General features: G+C 62.3%; 21 protein-coding genes. 6 read left to right on the plus strand and 15 right to left on the minus strand.

The features are described from left to right. Positions 1–29 precede the first annotated feature (29 nt). The 6 genes from ACYPXD_RS27675 to ACYPXD_RS27700 form a co-directional block, all read right to left on the minus strand. On the minus strand, positions 30–557 hold the full coding sequence (locus tag ACYPXD_RS27675) for a cupin domain-containing protein (protein ID WP_459718999.1): 528 nt from the start codon (positions 555–557) through the stop codon (positions 30–32). A gap of 26 nt (positions 558–583) precedes the next feature. Further along, the gene (locus tag ACYPXD_RS27680; RefSeq protein ID WP_459719002.1) at positions 584–1,351 is read right to left on the minus strand and encodes an SDR family oxidoreductase; all 768 of its coding nucleotides are present in this window, start codon (positions 1,349–1,351) and stop codon (positions 584–586) included. Further along, the gene (locus ACYPXD_RS27685; RefSeq protein ID WP_459719005.1) at positions 1,344–2,432 is read right to left on the minus strand and encodes a Rieske 2Fe-2S domain-containing protein; all 1,089 of its coding nucleotides are present in this window, start codon (positions 2,430–2,432) and stop codon (positions 1,344–1,346) included. Before ACYPXD_RS27685 ends, ACYPXD_RS27680 begins: the two co-directional genes overlap by 8 nt. Before the next feature lie 70 nt (positions 2,433–2,502). Then, the gene (locus ACYPXD_RS27690) at positions 2,503–2,814 is read right to left on the minus strand and encodes a recombinase-like helix-turn-helix domain-containing protein (protein ID WP_459719008.1); all 312 of its coding nucleotides are present in this window, start codon (positions 2,812–2,814) and stop codon (positions 2,503–2,505) included. Between the two features lies 1 nt (position 2,815). Continuing rightward, positions 2,816–3,130, minus strand: coding sequence for a non-heme iron oxygenase ferredoxin subunit (locus tag ACYPXD_RS27695; RefSeq protein WP_459719012.1), 315 nt, complete (start codon positions 3,128–3,130; stop codon positions 2,816–2,818). A gap of 432 nt (positions 3,131–3,562) precedes the next feature. Next, entirely contained in the window at positions 3,563–4,411 is an 849-nt protein-coding gene (locus ACYPXD_RS27700; RefSeq protein WP_459719649.1) for an IclR family transcriptional regulator, read from the minus strand. A gap of 640 nt (positions 4,412–5,051) precedes the next feature. Between ACYPXD_RS27700 and ACYPXD_RS27705 the strand changes: the two genes are divergently transcribed. Together ACYPXD_RS27705 and ACYPXD_RS27710 are read left to right on the plus strand one after the other, a co-directional pair. Continuing rightward, the gene (locus ACYPXD_RS27705) at positions 5,052–6,236 is read left to right on the plus strand and encodes a porin (RefSeq protein WP_459719017.1); all 1,185 of its coding nucleotides are present in this window, start codon (positions 5,052–5,054) and stop codon (positions 6,234–6,236) included. Positions 6,237–6,279: 43 nt separating this feature from the next. Then, on the plus strand, positions 6,280–7,851 hold the full coding sequence (locus ACYPXD_RS27710; protein WP_459719020.1) for a methyl-accepting chemotaxis protein: 1,572 nt from the start codon (positions 6,280–6,282) through the stop codon (positions 7,849–7,851). Between the two features lie 102 nt (positions 7,852–7,953). Here ACYPXD_RS27710 and ACYPXD_RS27715 read toward each other — a convergent pair whose 3' ends face one another. The 3 genes from ACYPXD_RS27715 to ACYPXD_RS27725 all read right to left on the minus strand — a co-directional run bounded on the left by ACYPXD_RS27715 (position 7,954) and on the right by ACYPXD_RS27725 (position 10,469). After that, on the minus strand, positions 7,954–8,784 hold the full coding sequence (locus ACYPXD_RS27715; RefSeq protein WP_459719023.1) for a CmcJ/NvfI family oxidoreductase: 831 nt from the start codon (positions 8,782–8,784) through the stop codon (positions 7,954–7,956). A gap of 333 nt (positions 8,785–9,117) precedes the next feature. Then, the gene (locus ACYPXD_RS27720; RefSeq protein WP_459719026.1) at positions 9,118–10,206 is read right to left on the minus strand and encodes a SagB/ThcOx family dehydrogenase; all 1,089 of its coding nucleotides are present in this window, start codon (positions 10,204–10,206) and stop codon (positions 9,118–9,120) included. A gap of 86 nt (positions 10,207–10,292) precedes the next feature. Continuing rightward, positions 10,293–10,469, minus strand: coding sequence for a hypothetical protein (locus ACYPXD_RS27725; RefSeq protein ID WP_459719030.1), 177 nt, complete (start codon positions 10,467–10,469; stop codon positions 10,293–10,295). Between the two features lie 258 nt (positions 10,470–10,727). Here ACYPXD_RS27725 and ACYPXD_RS27730 point away from each other — a divergent pair, with 258 nt between their 5' ends. After that, on the plus strand, positions 10,728–12,704 hold the full coding sequence (locus ACYPXD_RS27730) for a sigma-54-dependent Fis family transcriptional regulator (RefSeq protein WP_459719033.1): 1,977 nt from the start codon (positions 10,728–10,730) through the stop codon (positions 12,702–12,704). Between the two features lie 134 nt (positions 12,705–12,838). Here ACYPXD_RS27730 and ACYPXD_RS27735 read toward each other — a convergent pair whose 3' ends face one another. Then, a complete protein-coding gene (locus tag ACYPXD_RS27735; RefSeq protein ID WP_459719036.1) occupies positions 12,839–13,054 on the minus strand; it encodes a hypothetical protein in 216 nt (71 codons plus the stop codon). 142 nt (positions 13,055–13,196) lie between these two features. Continuing rightward, a complete protein-coding gene (locus tag ACYPXD_RS27740; RefSeq protein ID WP_459719040.1) occupies positions 13,197–14,195 on the minus strand; it encodes a helix-turn-helix transcriptional regulator in 999 nt (332 codons plus the stop codon). Positions 14,196–14,276: 81 nt separating this feature from the next. Between ACYPXD_RS27740 and ACYPXD_RS27745 the strand changes: the two genes are divergently transcribed. Beyond that, positions 14,277–14,615 (plus strand): putative quinol monooxygenase, encoded by a 339-nt coding sequence (locus ACYPXD_RS27745; RefSeq protein ID WP_459719044.1) that lies wholly within the window; start codon positions 14,277–14,279, stop codon positions 14,613–14,615. Positions 14,616–14,931: 316 nt separating this feature from the next. Next, positions 14,932–15,501 carry a DUF2917 domain-containing protein gene (locus ACYPXD_RS27750; RefSeq protein ID WP_459719049.1) on the plus strand — a complete coding sequence of 190 codons (570 nt, stop codon included), beginning with the start codon at positions 14,932–14,934 and terminating at the stop codon, positions 15,499–15,501. Positions 15,502–15,616: 115 nt separating this feature from the next. Here ACYPXD_RS27750 and ACYPXD_RS27755 read toward each other — a convergent pair whose 3' ends face one another. After that, positions 15,617–16,207, minus strand: a complete 591-nt coding sequence (locus tag ACYPXD_RS27755; protein ID WP_459719052.1) for a hypothetical protein — start codon at positions 16,205–16,207, stop codon at positions 15,617–15,619. A gap of 258 nt (positions 16,208–16,465) precedes the next feature. Then, a complete protein-coding gene (gene pcaF / locus ACYPXD_RS27760) occupies positions 16,466–17,668 on the minus strand; it encodes a 3-oxoadipyl-CoA thiolase (RefSeq protein ID WP_459719055.1) in 1,203 nt (400 codons plus the stop codon). A 214-nt stretch (positions 17,669–17,882) separates the two neighbouring features. Between pcaF and ACYPXD_RS27765 the strand changes: the two genes are divergently transcribed. Further along, positions 17,883–18,713, plus strand: coding sequence for an IclR family transcriptional regulator (locus ACYPXD_RS27765; RefSeq protein ID WP_459719057.1), 831 nt, complete (start codon positions 17,883–17,885; stop codon positions 18,711–18,713). 41 nt (positions 18,714–18,754) lie between these two features. On the opposite strand, the gene ACYPXD_RS27770 is transcribed toward ACYPXD_RS27765, so the two are convergent. Continuing rightward, positions 18,755–19,945, minus strand: a complete 1,191-nt coding sequence (locus ACYPXD_RS27770) for a M20 aminoacylase family protein (RefSeq protein WP_459719060.1) — start codon at positions 19,943–19,945, stop codon at positions 18,755–18,757. A 101-nt stretch (positions 19,946–20,046) separates the two neighbouring features. Next, entirely contained in the window at positions 20,047–20,592 is a 546-nt protein-coding gene (gene phnN, locus ACYPXD_RS27775; RefSeq protein ID WP_459719062.1) for a phosphonate metabolism protein/1,5-bisphosphokinase (PRPP-forming) PhnN, read from the minus strand. Between the last annotated feature and the right edge of the window lie 2 nt (positions 20,593–20,594).

A 20,594-nucleotide genomic window follows, 5' to 3' on the forward strand; every position in this document is an offset into this window, starting at 1 on the left:
ATGACGAAGGGGATGGCGCGCATACCTGCTCAGCGCTTGATCTTCGCGAGCGGCGAATCGGGCGGATAGGTCGGCGTGATCGGCTTCGGCGAACCCAGCATCACGCACATCAGCGCGTCTTCTTCGCCGACGTTGATTTCGGTGCGATAAACCCCCGGCGGCACCGAGATCAGGTCGCGCTCTCCGAGCACGGCTTCCCAGGTCTGCCCGTCCTTTTCGCAGACCACCTTCATCTTGCCGCGCAGCACGAAGAAGATTTCCTCGACGTCGATATGGATGTGGCTCGGACCGATATTGCCGGCCGGAATCACCATCGTCGAAAACGTGAAGCCGCCGGCAGGCACGGTGTTCATGTCTTTCGCGACGCCGGTGCCGCCGGTGCCGACGTAACGCATCTGTGCGCGGCGATACTTCGGGTCGAAGTCCGCCTGAAACTTCAATGCGTCCCAGTCGTAGCGGCGCGTTGCAAAGCGCGCGACGCGCGCCTCCATCCATTGCCCGAAGCTCGCCTCGGCCGGCTGGTCCCACGACTTACGTTCGAGATCCGTGTCCGCCATGATTTCTCCTTTCGATTCGACAAGATTCAATGCATTACAAAGCCGCCGTTGACCGGCAGCAGCTGGCCCGTCACGAAGCGCGCGGCATCGGACAGAAGAAACAGCACAGGGCCCGTCACGTCGGCAGGCAATTGCGCGCGCGACAATGCGCGGCCCTTGCGGTAATGCTCGTGGCGCTCGGCCGGCACATACGCGGTCGCTTCGACTTCGGTCAACCCCGGCGCGATCGCATTGACGGTGACGCCGTGCTCACCGAATTCGCGTGCGAGCGAATGCGTCATGGCGATCACCGCGCCCTTGCTCGCGACATACGCGAGCAGTTTCGGCGCGCCCCATAGCGCCGTGTCCGACGCGAGATTCACGATCGCGCCACGCCCCGAGTCGCGCAGATACGGAAGCGCCGCAGTCGATACGAGCCACGTGCCGCGCACGTTGACCGCCATCACCGCGTCCCACGTTTCGATGCTCAGTTCCCCGGCGAGCTTGCCGCCCGAGTTCGTGATCGACGCATTGTTGATCAGCGCATCGATGCCGCCGAGCGCGTCTGCCGCGCGTTCGACGAACGCTTGCACGCTCGCGGGCACGTTCAGGTCGAGCGGTACGAACTGCGCGGCAAGTCCTTGCGCGCTCAGTTCGGCCGCGAGTTCGCGCCCTTCCTCTTCCAGCACGTCTCCGAACACGACGCGCGCGCCGCGTTCGGCCAGCGCACGGACGAATGCCGCGCCCAGCCCGCGCGCGCCGCCCGTCACGAGCACGCGCAAACCGGTGGGTATCACGCGATTGGCGTCAGGCATGCGCGGCTCCGGTTGCAGGCGCGGCGGCAGTCTGTTGCGCGGCAAACGCGGCAAGTTGTTCGGCATGCTGTTGGGCACGCTGGCGCAACAGGCGCCGCACGCGCGTCATGCCGACATCGTGCTGGTAGAGAAATTCATGTTCGCGCGCATCGGGCGCGAGACTCTCGAGCACCACGCGATCCTGTTCGAGTACGGCCCAGTGCAGCCCTTCCAGCCGGTTGCGATACAGGAAACGCCACGCATCGCGCTGCCAGCCCGTCACTTTTCGGGTACGCCAGAAGTAAACCTGGCAGTGTTTATCGTCGACCGGCGTCGCGAAGCCGACAATGCCGAAGCTGCCGCCGGGGCCGAACTTCTTCCGATAAGGAATCGCGAGGCGCATCCACAGGCAGCCGGTTTCGCCGAACTCCACCCAGTCGAAATTCACGTCGCGCTGGTTGACCTTCTCGAACATCAGGCCCGTATCGGTTTTGCGCACGCGCATGTCGGCCTGCTTGTCGCCTTCCGCCATCGAGTGCGACGTCGCGTGCAGATAGGCACCGTGCATCGGGTCCATGACGTTGTCGATCGCGTACTGGTAATTGCACTTCCAGTTCGACATGCACAGGAAATGCGCGTACTGCGAGTCGTCGACCAGTTCATCGGGCAGAACCAGTGGCACGGGCTCGCGATGCGCGTCGTCTCCGAACCACAGGAAGATTGCGCCCGCGCGTTCCTCGACCGCGTACGACTTCACGCAGGTCTGCTTCTCGAGCGGACAGGCGGCCACCGCCGGCACCTTCTGCACGGTTCCGCTGCCGTCCACTTCGATGCCGTGATACCAGCATGCAACGCGCTCGCCGAGGTTCCAGCCGAGCGACAACCGTGCGCCACGATGCGGGCAGCGGTCTTCGAGCGCATGCACGCGACCCTCGCGATCGCGCCACAGCACGATCTGCTCGGACAGCCGCGTGATGCCGATCGGCGCGTCGCCGACTTGCCAGCTCGGCGCGACGGGATACCAGTAATTGCGCAGGCCGCGATTGATCGACGCCTGAATCGGATCGGCAGAGCTTGCGGCTTCGGTAAAGGGCAACGTCATAAGAAGACTCCGGATGCGAATACGAACGGGCTGCTGCGAAAGTTTTGCGAGAGGCGCTCAGGCGGCGCGTTCATTCGGCGAGCCGCTGGAACTCGGCGGCGAGGCGCGCGGCATCCCACGCGTCGCCGTCCGGCGTGCGAAAGCCGGCATGGTTGAGGCCGGCCGCAACTTCATCGAGTTCGAGTGCGCCGGAATCGAACACTTTTTCGAGCGCATTGCCGAAGTCGTTCTCGTATTGCGTGGGCTCGGCCTTGCGCGTTTGCCAGACCATGTTCTCCACCTGACCCGGCTGCTCGATGACGCCCTTGCCGGCGACGTTATTGGGTTGCGGTGCGTGCCATGGCTTCAGAAACGGGTTGAAGTTCACGATTGCCTCTCTCATGTCATACGACCTTGATCTGGATTTCCTCGCCGGCGAGGCGCACCGCGTACGTCTTCAGATCGCGGCCGCCAGGCTCTTTCAGGCATTTGCCGGTAGGAATGTGAAAAACCGCTTCGTGCAGCGGGCACTCAACCGTGTCGCCATCGATAAAGCCCTGCGTGAGCAGCGCGTACGCATGCGGACAGACGTTTTCGAGTGCATAAAGCTCGTCACCCACCTTGTAGATGCCAATCTCTGCGCCATCGAGCTTGAACTCGATCGGAGCGTCATCGGAAAGTTCGCCGACACGTCCGGCGCAACGCCATTCCTCTGCCATGCCTCACCTTTTCTGCGGGTCGAGATTTGTTCCATATAAGGAACAACGATTTATGGATGGTATTATAGCGCGCCAATTCGGCAGAAAAGAAATCAATCTGCCGAATTGGGGAAAACCCTGAAGTGGTGAAAACGCGCTGGACGGACAGGCGAAATGGCTCGCGCCGGAGCGGCTTCGCGCAGCAGCGATATGTGGTGGGACGTGCCACTGCTGAAGCATGGCAAAGGCGTGCCATGCTTTGCGCAGCCTTGCCTGGCGATGCTAAATAAGCGGAGACGACGGCGACTGAGACCGGCAGAGGGCGGGGCGCCCTTTGCTATTCCGCTACGTGCGGCAGTGACGGCGCGCGACGCGAAGCGATCGCTTCGCGCGAGCCGTCACGCACCAATCAAGGCAGGTCGATGAAGAGAGAGAAGATGCGGCCGACGGCTGTTACCGTGACGCAATGGCAGAGCGTTGAGCGAGCATGACCGTGGGATCATCCGGGTTCGGGCGATAGCCGAGGCGCGTCGACACGTCGAGCGCGGCACTGCACACCGCGGTGACGAGCGGCTCCCGGTCGGCGGTCTCACCGAGATCGGAACGCGGCACGGTCGCCGTCAGCGCGGCAACGATGCCGCCCGTCTGGTCCCGCACCGGCGCGGTCACAACCGAGATGCCGCGCTCGAACGACGCTTCGCTGGTCGCATAACCGAGCGCGGCGGTCGTGCGGATGCGCTTGTACAGTTCGTCGACCGTTGCCGGCGTCTGATCGGTAAACCGCTCGAGCTTGCGTTCCGGATACAGCTGCTTCAGTTCATCGAGCGTCAGATCGCCCATCAGGATCTGGCCGTGGACGGTCGCATGCGCGGGCAGCCGCGTGCCGACATGCACCTTGACGGAGCTGAACATCGGTTCGCGCGCCTGCGCCTTCGCCACAAACACGACATCACGCTGATCGCGAATCAGCAAATGCGTACTCAGCCCGGTCGCATCTCGCAGGCGCTCGAGGACCGCGGTGCTGACTTCTGTCAGTTCCAGCGAGTTCAGGTATTCAAAGCCCAGCCGAAGCACCGCGACGCCGAGTTTGAAATGCCGGTCGCTGCTCGCCCGCTCGAGAAAGCCAAGCGCTTCGAGTGTCTGCAGTAACCGGAATGTCGTCGTGCGGGGAATACCGATCCGCTTTGACAGTTCTGGCGCGCCAAGCTCCGGTTCGCGCGCGGAAAACTCCGACAGGATGCGTAAACCGCGTTCAAGCCCCGGCACCAGATACGAAGACGTGCTCTCGCCGTCAGAACTCATTTCAGCGAGTTCATCATGGCTACCCGATGCGATGGGAGGATGCTCGAGCGCGACCTTGGCCACCCCGGCCCGTCTACGCTCTCGTGCGGTCGCATTGTCTTTTTTCATAAGTGACCATTGCCTGCTGATCTTGATATACAAGCCTGAATGATAGCGCGACGGTGGCTCCGCCCGCCCTGCGAGTGCGCCCTCTTCGCCGGCGCATCGCACGGCACGGTCGTGCTACGCGTAAAGACATGCATCGCCCGCTGACGAGTTGCTCCCCACCATCCACTTTCGTGCCGAATTTCAAGGCCCCGATGCCGGCAGTTACACGTAAACCCCAAGAGAAATTGTTTTTGATCTTTTTTCGGTCGGCGCTAAGATATTCCATACAACAAACGTCGTTCCATACATGGAACACACTTCAACGACACTCACGACGAATTTCGCCTAATGGTGCTCGGTGAACTCTCAGGCTTTTGGGATGAGAGTGTGTTGTCCGCGTTTGCGTTTGCGTTCGCGTGCTTGTGTCGCGTCGTCGCAAACGCAGACAGTCTCGTGTTGCCGTACGCCAACGCAATCATGAGGTCAGGAAGTTGCACTGGCGTATCGATTTGTACAACTTACAAATAAGTAAGCTCAACAGGGGTTCACTATAATGAAACGACAGCTTCTCGCCATCGGGTTGGCCGGCCTTTCCACCACCGCGCTCGCACAGAACAGCGTCACGTTGTATGGGGTCATCGATGAAGGGGTGCAATATCTCAACAACGTCCGGCAGACGGTCAACGGTAAAAGTGTCGGCGGCAGCCAGCTTGGCCTCGATTCGGTCAGCGGACCGTGGGGCTCCCGCTGGGGCGTAAAAGGTGCGGAAGATCTCGGCGGCGGCTGGAAAGCGGTGTTCACACTGGAATCCGGGATGAACCTGAACAACGGCGCGCTCGCACAAGGGGGCACGTTCTTCGGACGCCAGGCCTTCGTGGGGATCACGCAGGCCCAATACGGCAGCCTGACGCTTGGCCGGCAATACGACAGCGTGTCCGATATGTCGGCGGCGTTCGGACCTCAGGATGCATGGGGCACGAGTGCGGGACATCCGGGCGACATCGACAACATGATCCGCAGCAACCGGCTCAACAACACCATCAAGTATACGAGCCCCAGTCTTGCGGGACTCACGCTGAACGCAACGGCGACGCTCGGCGGCGTAGCGGGCGACATTTCCCAGAACAGCGCATATACCTTCGGTGCCCTGTACGCGCGCAACGCGTTCATTGCGGGCGTTGCGTACGAATTCGCGAAGAATCCGTCCAATGTCGGCGCACCTTTGAATAGCAACGCGAACGCGGCACCGCCGGCAACCACCGGCATCTACACGCCGCTCAACTCCGGCTACCTCGCGGGCGCTCATCCCGCCAGTTCCTGGCAGGACATCGTCGCGGGCGCCGCGTATACGTTCGGCCAGTTTGCGATCGCAACAAACTACTCGAATGTGCGGTACGGGAATATCGGCAACCTGAACGGCGAATCGGCGGTTTTCAATACGATCGAGGTCAATGGTGAAATCCGGTTCAATCCGTACTGGTTCCTTGGCCTTGTTTATAGCTATACGAAAGGGAACTCCGTTGTCGGCGACCTCGGCGACCAGCACTTCAACCAGTTCGGCTTCCTCGTCGACAATTCGCTATCCAAAAGAACAGACCTCTACTTCGAAGGCGTCTACCAGATCGCGAGCGGTACAAATTCGTTGGGACGCCCTGCGAGAGCCGATATCGACTCGCTCGGCGAATCTTCGTCGAATCACCAGCTGTTCGTGCGGCTGGCGCTGAGGCACAAGTTCTGATCCCGGTTAGTGCGCATTCGCAAAGGCTCAACATGGGTTCAACATGACACGCGGCATTTCCATCAAGGCGCGCATCGGGCTCACGGTTGCGTTTCTGGCCGGCTTGCTGCTCGCGACCGGCGGGTTGGGTCTCGTCGGCACGAGCCGCACGAACGCTGCATACCGGGAGACCACCGACAACCAGATGCCTGGCGTGACCGATATCGGCAATGCCGAGATCTTCGCGGCACGGGCTCGGATGGAGCTCGACCGCGCGTCGTTCGTGATCGGCACCCCCGACGCGAAGCCGACCGCCGAACGCGCACGCGCGCTGTACGACACATCGGAATCCTGGTGGAACCGATACCTGAAGTTCCCCCAGGAGGCGGCCGAACACCTCCTCGCACAGGACGTCGCCGAAAAGCGGCGCGCATACAAGGTCGCGCTCGACGGATTCGCGGCCGCCATCGGCGCCAGCGATGAAGCCGGCATCGCGGACCAGGCGGGGCTTGCAGATCACGCGAACCGGCTGCAGGTTACGTACGGCGCACTCGCGGCCGCCGACGACGCGTTGCTCAAGCACGTGTTCGAACGGGCGAGACAAGGCTTCAATCAGGCACAGTCTGCGTTTTTTGTCCTGCGGATCTTCACGATCGCGGCACTATGCGCGGGACTCGCGGCAGCGGCCGGCTCGTACCTGACGTTGCGCCGCGCGATCAGCCGCCCGCTTGCGCAAGCGCTTGACCATTTCGACTCAATCGCCGCCGGCGACCTTCGCCGTGCGGTTAGCGTGCAGCTGCACACCGAGATGGGACAGCTTCTGCAAGGCATTGCGAAGATGCAACGCAGTCTCGTCGAAACGGTTCAGTCGGTTCGCGGCAGCAGCAAATCGATCGCGACCGCGACCCGTGAGATCGCGGCCGGCAATACCGACCTGTCATTGCGTACTGAAGAACAGGCATCGGCATTGCAGCGAACCGCATCGAGCATGGACGAACTGACCGGGACAGTTCGTCAAAATGCGGAGAATGCGCGCCAAGGGAGCTTGCTCGCGACGAACGCTTCGCGTATTGCGAGCGAAGGGAGTGCCGTTGTCGACCAGGTGGTATGCACGATGGGCGGAATCAATGAGAGTTCGACGAAGATCGCCGACATCATCGCGATCATCGAAGGCATCGCATTTCAGACCAATATCCTCGCGCTCAATGCGGCCGTGGAAGCGGCCCGGGCCGGCGAGGACGGACGTGGCTTCGCGGTCGTTGCCGGTGAGGTGCGAAGCCTTGCACAGCGTTCGTCGGCGGCAGCCAGGGAAATCAAGGAATTGATCGACACATCGGTCGAGCGTGTGCAATCAGGCTCCGCCCTCGTCAACCAGGCCGGGCGCACGATGACTGAAATCATCGGAGCGGTGCGGCGTGTGACCAATATCATGGAAGAGATCGCAGCAGCGTGCGAAGACCAGAGAAGAGGGATCGAGCAGGTCGCGCTTGCCGTGACGCAGATGGACGGCGTCACGCAGCAGAATGCGGCTCTGGTCGAAGAGGCGGCCGCGGCTGCGTTGTCTTTGGACCAGCAGGCGTCGAAGCTGAATCAGGCAGTATCGGTGTTCTCGGTCGACGCATCGCTCTCGATATGACGCAGCGCGCAGCCGCTCGGGACGAGCAGTCTGTATCGTCATCGATGAACATCGGGCCGGCGCTCGTGCACCTGACGCCTTCACCGTCCCGTCAAGCGCGCTTCAGAAAGAGAGCAACGAGCGCACCTCGATACTCTTGCGAGGCAGCGCATCGGCCGGCGACGTCGGGTCATTGAATGCGGTGTGCGCCGTCAACCGCGCAATATCCACGCCGGATGAATCGTAGATCTTGATCAACAGAAACTCGTCGGGCGTCATCAGTGGAAAGTAGTACCACCGATGCTTCGGGTTGTGCACGAACGCGTATGTCTCGCCAACCTTGTCCGGATAGACGAGATCGGACGGCACGAGATCGCGTGGATCGATGCTGCGCGAATCGCACAGCGCCAGCGGCGATTCGGCGGCCGTGTGACCGATCGGCCGCCACAGATTGACGATCGCGAAGCGCGACGCCAGCAACGGATCCGCTTCGTGCGCAGGCAGGTGATCGCGCACGCGGCGCGGTCCTGAAACGAAGGTCTGGTCGTTGTGCACGAACTTCACCGGCTCCCGCTCGCCCGCTGTGCGCGTCTGCGATCCGTCGCGCACCGTATGATCGAAAATCACGACGCGCGCGGCTCCGGTCCAGCGCTTGAGCAATCGCTCCACCTCCGGGTAGTAGACCCGTTCGATTGCGTCGCGCGATGAAAAGTCCGCAAGCGCGCTGACATGACGATGCAGTTCGAATCCGTTGCGATCGATCGACAAACCGCCAGGCGGCGGCTCCAGTCGCGCGTTGCGAATCGTCACGTCGTAATGGCGATAATTGCCGCTTCGCTGCGGCACGCCCGACGGCGGCTCGTATGCGTACGTGACAGGCCGCTCGCCGTTCGGGATCAGATAGTTCAGGCCTGCTTGCACCGAAACGGCACGATCAATAACGAAATCGCTCATTTTCGCTCCCCGAGTTCATATCCTGTCACGCCACCTTTTACCTCACCCGGCCACACACGCTCGATCGAGCCGGATGTTCCGGACGTCATCCGATGACTCTAGCCGCTGTCGGGCTGCGATCCAAACAACCATTTATGCAATGCTATGCACGCGCTGCTTGCGAATGGCAAGCTGACCGCTTCGCGCCTGGCGCGGTTCGCTTTTGCCCGACGCGCCACGTTGCAACGCACTGCCCGCCTGACACGGCCCTGTTGCCGGCCGCAACGATGAGCAGGAAATCAGCCGGTGTCGGCCTTTGCGCGTGCATCACGGCATGGCGATCCGCATTGAACATCACCGCATGTTTGCCTGGCTCGCCTGAGAGGAAATTGCCAGTTCGCGCGCACGACGGCTAAAAGGCTGGCCAGTTCCGATACCGGCGCCGAGGAAAAACATGGCCGATTCGTCGACTTGATCGACACGAAGCAAGGAATTCCACTCGCGTTCATACAGGCAACCCGTGAGCCACGAGTTCAGCCCCGATGCGGTGGCCGACAACTGGAACGTCTGCGCCAGACAGCCGAGCTCGGTGAGCGCCATCCGATACGCGCGATCGCCTGGATACTTCCAGAACAAACGATCGAACCGCGTCGTCAGAATCACGCCGAACCCCAGGTCGTTCGCATAGGCTTGCCCGCCGAGCAGGCCGCCTAGCGTCGCTTGATCAAAATCGTCCCTGATACGTACCAGCTTGTGTGCATGCGACTGATGGTGATAAATCGCCGGTTCGAGTCCGCTCACCCTTTTCGCGATCAGATACGCTTCGGTTGCCTGAAGCGAGCCCGCGGATGGCGAGGTTCTCCGGTTGCCAAGCGAAACGAATCCGCCGTTCGCGAGATCGGTTCGCCCCATACCATGAACGAAACCGAAGGTCGCATACAGGATGTTTGCGACCTGTTGCAGCGTGACGTCGGATGCGAGGAAGTCGCGAGTCGTTCGACGCTGGACCAGCGCCTGCCATAACGACATCGATTCGAGTTCGCCCATTTGCGGATCGGGCAGGTCGTATCGTGCGCCCTCGCGTTCGAGCAGAAAATTCACCGGCGTTTGGGCAATCTGCGACGACCATTGAATATATTCCGCTTCGCTATCCTGTATCAGTTCGGATCCTTCTTCGAGCGTCACCTGCGTGCCAAGATGAAACATTCGGGACAGCATGCCGCCTCCCCACGCGTCCATCTGTCCGCCATTTCTGCGAAGCAGATTGGCGCGTTCGAATTCCTCGCATATGTCCCGACCGGCCGTTCGCGTGGAATCGTCATCGGTCAGATGATGCTCGAGCAAAGCCGTCATTTCCTCCTGTGTGATTTCATATTGCCGCTGCGATTCGTAGTCCCAAAGCAGGATTTTCCCGCTTACCAGTTTGATGAAATAGGTCGGCATTTCCATTGTCCATTCACCTGTCGTTTGGCGAGGCTTCTGCAACCCGGCTGGAATCCCCCGCGCTTGCGGGGGTCCGTTCAACCGTTTCAGTGATTGAACTGCACGGCCGGTTGAGCAACGACCGACGACTCAGCAATCGTTGCGGGTACCAGCGGTACAGCGATGATTGCACTTGCCAATGGAGCGACAGACTGCGGGAACGCCAGCGGCGCAGCAAACCGGGTGCTCGCGATGGAGGTGCGATTCATAAAGACTTGCTTCATTGATATCTCCGATATAAGAATGCCCCCAACACGGCAACGAGGATCGGACCGTAGCGAGGCAAAGGAGAATCTAGAGGTGGAAACTTAGCGACGAATGACGGAGTGAGCGATACTTGTACAGTGCACGCAAACGATCTCCTGGCGCGTTCGCGACGGACCCGTCATACGATTGCGTGCTGCATTGCGGCGTGAACCGCCTGGATGGGTGTGCTAAAGAACATGATGCTTTGAATACGTTTCGTACCTTTGGAGCTGAACATGTCATATGTTGCTCAACGCCAGCATCTTGATCGTGTGCGTGGAGCGATTGAAGGACGCCTTCCGGCCCCGGCCAATTCCGTGCGTCTGGCGTCATCCTGGCAGCGTTCGTTCGAGCAGTACCACCTCGACCCCGGTTCGGTGGTCGGTCCGCGTGTATTGACCGCGGCCGAACTGCGCGAGGTTCAGTCCAGGGAAGAGGCGTTTCTGCGCGCGTCGGGGCAGTGCCTGACGCGGCTCCACGAGATGATTCGCGTCGCCGACTACTGCGTGATGCTGACCGACGCGCACGGCGTGACAATCGACTACCGGCTCGAGCGCGACCGGCGCAGCGACTTCAGGCATGCGGGGCTTCATATCGGCTCGTGCTGGTCCGAACGCGAAGAAGGCACCTGCGCCGTCGCGAATGTGCTGACCGATCTCGCGCCGATCACCGTGCACAAGATCGATCACTTTCGCGCGGCGTTCACGACGCTGACCTGCAGCGCATCGCCGATTTTCACGCCGACGGGCGAGCTGATCGGCGTGCTCGATGCGTCGGCCGTGCAATCGCCCGATAACCGCGACAGCCAGCGGCTCGTGTTTCAACTCGTGCGGCAAAGCGCGGCCTTGATCGAAGACGGCTACTTCCTCAATCAGACCACGCAGCATTGGGTGCTGTTCGGCCATCAAAGCCGCAACTTCGTCGAAGCGCAGCCCGAAGTGCTGATCGCGTTCGACGAATGCGGCAATATCGCCGCGTCGAACCGCAAAGCGCAGGAATGCATCGCGGGCCTCGCCGGCCCGCGCCATATCGACGACATCTTCGATACGTCCGCGATGCATCTGCATGACGTCGCGCGCGGCGATACGATCGTGCCGCTGCGTTTGCGTGCGAGCGGCGCGCTGCTGTATGCGCGCATCCGCGAGCCGCTGAAGCGGGTATCGCGCGGCGTGCGCGCGATTGCGGGTTCCTCCGTGCTCACGTCCCTGTCGAGCGCAACCGGGAGCGGCTCGCGCGACGCCGGCGCGCTGGGCCGCTTTCTGCGCAGCCGCGACGCGCGCATTGCACGCAATGCGGAGGTCGCGTTGCGCATCGCCGGCAAGCGGCTGCCGATCCTCATACTCGGCGAAACCGGGGTCGGCAAGGAAGTGTTCGCGCAGGCGCTGCACGATTCGGGCACGCGGCGCGCGCGGCCCTTTGTCGCCGTCAATTGCGGCGCGATTCCGGAAGCGCTGATCGAGAGCGAACTGTTCGGCTATGCGCCGGGCGCCTTCACCGGCGCGAAGAGCCGCGGCGCGCGCGGCAAGATCGCACAGGCGCATACGGGCACGCTGTTTCTCGATGAGATCGGCGATATGCCGCTCAGTCTGCAGACGCGTCTGCTGCGCGTGCTTGCCGAAGGCGAGGTGATGCCGCTGGGCGGCGATACGCCGGTGCGCGTCGATATCGACGTCATCTGTGCGACGCATCGCGATTTGCAGCGGATGGTGGCCGTCGGCGCTTTCCGCGAGGACCTGTACTACCGGCTAAGCGGCGCGACGCTGCATATGCCGCCGTTGCGCGAGCGCGAGGACATCCTCGATGTCGTGCATGAAGTGTTCGATGAAGAAGCGCAAAGCGCCGGCCACGCGCTGACGCTCGATGCGCACCTCGCCGAACGGCTCTGCGCGTTCGGCTGGCCGGGCAATATCCGGCAGCTGCGCCATGTGTTGCGCTACGCGTGCGCGGTATGCGATGCGACGCGCGTCGATTTGCGCCATCTGTCACCGGACGTCGCGGCCATGCTTGCGCCCCGGCAATTCGAGGCCGGCGGTCCTACGTTTGTGGCGCCTGCGTCGCTCGCGCATGCCGCCGACGAACGGGCCCGTATTGTCGATGCGCTGACGCGGCACCAGTGGCACCCGAATGCGGCCGCGCAGGCGCTTGGCATCTCGCGCGCAACGCTATACCGCCGCATTGCGAAGCTGGGGATAGTCGGGCCTCATCGGGGCTAGCCTGCGGCTCGCGGGTTTGCTGGCAGAACATTTTTGCGTTCCTGTTTTACTCGCCTTCCACGCGGTGATCGGCACAGCGATCCGTGCATGCGGCTTCAGGCGCAGGCTTTCGCTTGATCGCGGTCCGTGCGCCGTTACTGCTCGGCCAGTTTGCTGCGGCTTCGGTTACGGCCAAAGCGACGGCCGCCTGCCACCGGCCGGGCATCGGCCGTTTCGCTGCCGGCGAGGTCCGCGTAGCGCCCATGGCGTGCCGAGCGCGACATCAGCTTTTCAGGAATGCTCGTCGCGAGAAGATAGGTCGTCCATGCGCCGAATGCGACCGCCGCGAGGGCCAAAAGAAGAATCTGCATAAGGTCTCCACCATGCTGACGCGCCAATGCGCGGATATTCAGCCTCGACATTACACAAGCTGCGGCGCCGCAGGATGCACACTTTGACGGGTTGGCTCGAATCACAGTTCGTTTGGCAGAAAACGCACGCATGGCGTGCGCGTTAGCCGGCGTTCAGCGTCGCGATACGCTGCGCGAGACGCCTTAGCCGCAGCCGCAATTCGGGCGGCTCGAGCACCTCCACCTGTCCTGCGAAGCCGAGCAACTGCTCGGCCGCATAGTCGAGCTGTTCGATGGGCAGCGTGACTTCCTGCCAGCCGTCGTCGTCGGGCGGCGTGCTTTGCGCCTGTTCGACGGCCGCCGCGCCAAGCCGGTCGAGCCGCAACATCCCCTCCCGAGTAAGACGCAGCCGCGCGACGTTTTTTAACAGGCTCTTTTCGAATGCCGCGACCGAGCCGGCCCATTCGCTGCGCAGATCGAACGCCTCGGGCCGCTCGAAGGTCTCGTCGAGCACGCTCAGGTGCGTGATATTCGCGACCTTGTAGATGCGCAGTTGCGTGCGCGCCCGCGCGACCAGGTACCAGTCGCCGGCTTTGTGCACGAGCCCGAGCGGGTCGCGAATCCGTTCGCGCTCGTGCTCGGGTTGAGCGCCGCCATTACCTGAACTGGACGATGCCCAGCTCAGGTAATGCATCGCGATGCGCTTCTGTTCCCACACTGCGCCTGCAAGCAGCGTCAGGTGCGGCACCCGCGCGGGCCGGCGATGCCAGCCGACCGGGTCGATATGGAGCCGCGAGCCGATACGCGAGGCGTCGGGCGCCGCATCGGGCAGCGCCGTGACAAGCTTCAGCTGCGCGGCGCGCAATTGTTCGGACAGGCCAAGATCGGTCGCCGCGCCGGCGAGACCGGCAATCGACAGCGTCTCGGCCTCCGCCTTCGTGATGCCGGTCAGCCGCGCGCGATAGCCGTCGAGCAGCGCGAATCCGCCGCCCGGCCCGCGGTCCGCATAAACGGGTACGCCCGCGGCGCTCAGTTGATCGATGTCACGGTAGACCGTGCGCACCGATACGTCGAATTCGTCGGCAAGCGCTTGCGCGGTCACGCGCCCTTTGACCTGCAGCAACAGCAGCATCGAGACGAGGCGGCTTGGACGCAATGGCATTCTCCGAAAAATTCATGACATCGGTTGTCAGCTATTGGCGAGTATAACTGTCTGCATGTGCGATTGATCAGGAGTGGCGAGATGTCCGTGACTTACGTGATTCGCTTTCAGGTCGTTCCAGAAAAGCTCGACCGTTTTATGAGCCTGCTCGACGGCGTGCTCGATGCGATGCGCGTCGAGCCGAATTTCCATCAGGCGATCCTGCATCGCGACCCGGATTGCCCGCATCGGCTCATGCTCTATGAAACCTGGGAAAGCCATGAAGACGTGCTCGAGGAGCAATTGAACCGTCCGTACCGCCAGGCGTATCACGAGGCGCTGCCCGAGCTGCTCGCGAGGCCGCGCGAAGTGACCGTCTGGGAAGCCATGCGCGTCGATCGCAATCCGCCGCGCCGTGAAGTCGGGGTATTGCAGGCATGAGTGCGTCGCCTGTGCGGTCGGCGCGTCTGGGCGGGGGCACGCCGCTGCGCCTGCGTTGCGCTGGTCGCGGTTGCGGCGTTGTTTGCGGCGACCGGTTGGTATCTGCTGTGGCGGCTTGCGGTAACCGGCTGCGCGCTGCTGTATCTGCATCTGCGCAATCGGCTATCGGCCAACGCCTCACCAAGCGATATATCGCAGTCCATGAAGATACGATGAAGGTGAATTTAATGCTTTAGCTACAAATTTTATTGACAAGCCGCGCCTTGCCAGACACACTCGTTGACATGCTTACGCTTATCTCCACCGCCATTGTCATTTGGAACCCGATGCGAGCCGCCATTCACGGCGGGCCATTGGGAGCGTTTGCGTATTAGCAGTCTGGAATAAACAAAACATCCCCAAGGCCCCGCCGGCAACGGAAGGGGCCTTTTGTTTTGTGCGCGGCTTTCCGTTCTGTTCTCCGGCTCAATCGTCGATGGAGCACGACATGAACCAGGCAAGCCCGCAGTTCACCGACCCTGTGTCGGATGTCTCACCACCCGAAGTCTCGTCCGCATGCGCGGAAAGACTGCCGAGGGTCGTCATGCACTTCGAAGTGCAGCCAGGCGCAACGCTGTCCTGGAGGGTCGAGGAGCCCTGCGAACTGAATGTGAACAGCGAGCGCGTATGGTTGACGCGCGCTTCATCGCCTTACGACTACTGGCTGCAGCGCGGGTATTCGATTCAATTGCGACGTGGCGAGCGCGTATGGATCAGCACCGATGGCAAGCTTGCCGCGCGCCTTTCGTTGATTACTTATCCGCGCAAACGGCGTGGCGTGTTTTATCGTTGGCTCGAGCGTTTGTCGCTGCTGAATCCCGATATTTATGCGCCGAATTCGCGGTGACCGTTGCGGCGACAGATTGCCGCTTAAGGTAATGAAGAAGAACACCCCGCTGCTGCCGCGCGATGCTGTTGCGCGGCAGCTTGACGGCGTGTAAAGGGTCGGTTGCCGACGCGAATTACTGCGTCGTAGTCGCCGTACCGCTCGGCGTGATCTTTACCGCGGCCGCCGAAACGAACACTGCATGCACCGTGTCGCCCACCTTGAGGTCTTTCAGGTTGACGTCCGGACCGACATCAAGCGTTTGCGTCTGATACGCACCGCGCAACGTGACCGTGCGCTTCTTGCGGTCGACCTTCTGCACGGTGGCGAGCACTTCGATCTGCTTCGCGGTTTGATAGCCGCCAGACGCCGGCTGATAGACCTGTGTGTCGACGCGTTCGCGAATGCCCTTGTCGGCGCCCTTCACTTTTTCCGCGGTCACGAGCAAGGCGTTCTTGTATTCGGCATCGACGTTGTCGCCGACCTTGAGCTTATCGAAGCCCGGCACCTGATCGCTGACGAGGATGATTGCGGTGCGCCCGTTCGGACCCTGCAGCGTGACGGTGCGCGCGGCCGCATCGATAGCGACGATCTTCGCCTGGATATGCACCGGCTGCACGGCGCTCACTACATCTTGCGCGGAGTTCGCAAGCGTGTCCTGCGCGTAGGCGGGCTGCACCATATACGCGAGGGCGAGCAAGGCGGCTGCTCCCATTGCTTTCTTCATTTGGGTTCTCCTTGAAGAGCGTTTTCAGTCACTGGCGAATACGGGCTTTTTATGAAGCTATGCCGTATTAAAAACAGTTCGTCGTCCAGACGAAAACGCATCATAACCCAGCTGAAAGCCGATTAGACCCTGCGATTTTTCACATTGTGTAAAAGCCTGGATGCCTTTTGAATGGTGAAACGAAGGCTTCACGCATGGCGCATTCACGCAGCGGAAATGTTGTGAATCGTTATGTTTTTCCCGCTGCGCGATGATTTGTCAAACGCGTTCAAGTGCAATGGCAATGCCTTGCCCAACACCAATGCACATCGTGCACAGTGCAAAGCGGCCCTGCACGCGCTGCAACTGATACATCGCGGTCGTCACAAGACGCGCGCCGCTCATGCCGAGCGGATGACCGAGCGCAATCGCGCCACCGTTCGGATTGACGCGCGGATCGTCATCGGCCACGCCGAGCAGGCGCAGCACAGCGAGTCCTTGCGACGCGAACGCTTCGTTCAGTTCGATGACGTCGAACTGATCGAGCTTCATGCCAAGGCGCGCGAGCAGCTTTTGCGTGGCAGGCGCGGGGCCGATGCCCATCACGCGCGGCGCGACGCCCGACGTCGCCACGCCGAGCACACGCGCGCGCGGCGTCAGACCAAAGCGTTTCGCGATCGCATCGTTTGCCAGCAGCAATGCAGCGGCGCCGTCGTTGACGCCCGATGCGTTGCCGGCCGTGACCGTACCGTCGGCACGCACCACGCCCTTGAGTTTCGCCAACGCTTCAAGGCTCGTTTCGCGCGGATGCTCGTCGTGCGAGACGACCAGCGGATCACCCTTCTTCTGCGGAACCGTCACCGCGACGATTTCCTGCGCGAGCGTGCCGTCGCGCTGCGCACGCGACGCGTTCACCTGGCTGCGCAGCGCGAACGCATCCTGATCGGCACGGCTCACGTTGAATTCCTGGGCGACGTTCTCGCCCGTCTCGGGCATCGAGTCGACGCCCACCCTCTGCTTCATGAGCGGGTTGATAAAACGCCAGCCGATTGTCGTATCGAAGATCTCGGCCTGGCGCGCGAATGCAGTGGTCGCCTTGCCCATCACGAACGGCGCGCGGCTCATGCTTTCGACGCCGCCCGCGATCATCAGCCCCGCTTCACCCGCCTTGATGGCGCGCGCGGCAATACCGACCGCATCCATGCCCGAACCGCACAGGCGGTTGATCGTCGCGCCCGGCACGCCTTGCGGCAGGCCCGCGAGCAACAACGACATGCGCGCGACGTTGCGGTTGTCTTCGCCGGCCTGATTCGCGCAGCCGTAGATCAGGTCGTCGACGGCGTTCCAGTCGACCTCCTTGTTGCGCTCGATCAGCGCCTTCAACGGCACGGCGCCGAGGTCGTCCGCACGAACCTGCGACAGCGAACCCGCGTAGCGGCCGATCGGCGTGCGAATCGCGTCACAGAGGAAAGCTTCGGTCATTTTGATGTCTCCAACGGTACTTCAACGGTGCTTGCCGGGAAAGACCATTTGTTCTATATACGAACTTATGATCTAATATCGAACAATATTACACCGATCATAGGCGGGTGCGGAAAGGCCTGTCAACGGCCGTGCGCACCGGCTTATGCCCGCGCCGCTCATTCGCCGCTCATTCGTCACTCAGTCCGCTGCCTGCTCCGGGCCGCCCGCAAACATGGCCAACAATAAAGACACTCGCGCGTTGCAACCCGCGCTCGTCACAGACGCGGATGTGCCCGACAAACCGGGCGATTCCTACGTGCAATCGTTCGCGCGCGGGCTCGCGGTGATTCGCGCATTCAACGCGGAGCGTCCCGCGCAAACGCTGACCGATGTCGCGGCCGCAACCGGTCTCACGCGCGCCGGCGCGCGCCGCATTCTGCTGACGCTGCAAACGCTCGGTTATGTGGAAGCCGACGGGCGGCTGTTTCGCCTGACGCCGCGCATTCTTGATCTCGGCTTCGCGTATCTGACGTCGATGCCGTTCTGGAATGTCGCCGAACCTGTCATGGAAGCGCTATCGGCCGAGGTGCACGAAAGCTGCTCGGCGGCCGTGCTCGACCGCACGGAAATCGTCTATGTGCTGCGCGTGCCGACGCACAAGATCATGACCATCAATCTTTCCATCGGCAGCCGCCTTCCCGCCTGGTGCACGTCGATGGGACGCGTACTGCTCTCGTCACTCGACGATACCGCGCTCGACGCGATACTCGACGCATCGAACCTGCACGCGCATACGCCGCGCACGGTCACGGACAAAAACGAGCTCAAGCAGATCATCGCGCAGGTGCGCCGCCAGGGCTGGGCGATCAACGATCAGGAACTCGAGGAAGGGCTGATTTCGATTTCGGCGCCGATTCGCAACCGGCAAGGCCGCATCATCGCGGCGATGAATATCAGCGGCAATGCGCAGCGCAATTCGGCGAAGCAGATGGTAAGGACGTTTCTCGAGCCGCTGCAGAAAGCCGCGCAGGACGTCTCGGATAGGGTCGCGCTGCGCGGCTGAAGAACCGGCGAACTTGCGTCCTTCGTCGTTCCGCGCTTCAATCAGCGGCCAAGGTAACGCTCGACGAGCCGCGCCCAATACGCCGCGCCAACCGGCAGATTGCGGTCGTTGAAATCGTAGTGCGGGTTGTGCACCATGCAGCCGTCTTCGCCAACGCCGTTGCCGAGCCGCAAAAACGTGCCCGGCCGCTGCTGCAGCATGAACGAAAAATCTTCGCTGCCCATCAGCATGTCCGTATGCGCGACGACGTTGTCGTGGCCGACCAGTTCGCGCGCGACGTCGATCGCAAACTCCGTCTCCGCATCCGAATTGATCACAACCGGATAGCCTTCGATGTACTCGACCTTCGCCTTGCCGCCATAACTCGCGGCCTGGCCTTCGGCCAGTTCGGTGATGCGTTTTTTCAGCAACGCGCGCACGTCGGCGCTAAACGAGCGCACGCTCAATTCGAGCTTCGCGGTGGCGGGGATCACATTGTTGACGGTGCCCGCGTGCATCGAGCCGACCGTTACCACCGCGGGCTGCGCGGGGTCGACATTGCGCGCGACGACGGTCTGCAAGGCCATCACGATGCTCGCGGCGATCACCACCGGATCGACCGTCATATGCGGCCGCGCCGCGTGACCGCCCACACCTTCCACGGTGATCACGGCCTTGTCGCCCGCCGACATGAACGGCCCTTTGCGGAACAGAAACTTGCCGGGCTCGGCGCCCGGATGGTTGTGCATGCCGAACACGGCGTCGCATGGAAAGCGCTCGAACAGACCGTCTTCGATCATCTTCTTTGCGCCGCTGTCGATGCCGCTTTCCTCCGCCGGCTGAAAATACAGATGCACGGTGCCCGAGAAACGGCGCGTCGCCGCCAGATGCTGCGCGGCGCCGAGCAGCATCGTCGTGTGGCCGTCGTGGCCGCATGCGTGCATCTTGCCGTGCGTGCCGCTCGCGTATGGCAGGCCTGTCTGCTCGATGATCGGCAAGGCATCCATGTCCGCGCGAATGCCGATGCTGCGCGTGCCCGTCCCTGCTTTCAGCGTGCCGACCACACCGGTGCGCCCGACGCCGCGCGTGACCTGCCAGCCCCACGCTTCGAGCTTGCTTGCGACCAGCGCGGCGGTCTCGACTTCTTCGTAGGCGAGTTCGGGATGGTGGTGAATCTGATGGCGGATGTCGCGCAACGAGGCGGCGGCAGGTTCGAGATCGGCTACTTCGGCAAAGCGTGCTGCGTCGTCCATCGACTGTCTCCATTCGGCGCCGCTATCCGTCAGGTGGCGGGCGCGGCGAACAGTCGTGCACTATAGCAGCACGATTGCGCCGGCGCCGATGGCGCTGCGATTCAGACCACGCCGCGCAGAACGCGCACGAACGCGTGACCGGCCACGTCGAGCGCACCAGAATTGTCGATGCGCGTCAGCCGCGCGCCGTCGGGCAGCGAAAACGGCGCAAGGCGCGCGAGCCGCGCCGCGATCTGCTCGGCCGTTTCACGCGCCCGCGCACCGAGCCGCGCCGCGAGAATATGCGGCGCCGCTTCGACATGCACGATTTCCGCTTGCGGGTAGCGCTCGAGCGCGCGCCCGAGATGTTGCCGCGAACCGTTGACGACGACCGTGCATCCACGCGCGAGCCATGCGTCGAGTTCGATACCGATGCCATAGCGCAGCGTATGGCTCGACCATTCGAGTGCGAAGAGGCCGAGCGCCGAACGCGCTTCGAACTCTTCGGGCGTAAGCGCGACATGGTTTTCATTGCTGCCCGCGCTACGCGTGATGTACCGATGAGCGAACACGACCGGCGCACCGGCGACCTGTTCGCGCGCGAAATGCAGCAGCGAATCCTTGCCGGCGCCCGACGGGCCCATCACATAGATCAAACGGCCTTCCATGC

The organism is Paraburkholderia sp. 2C (assembly GCF_054589215.1).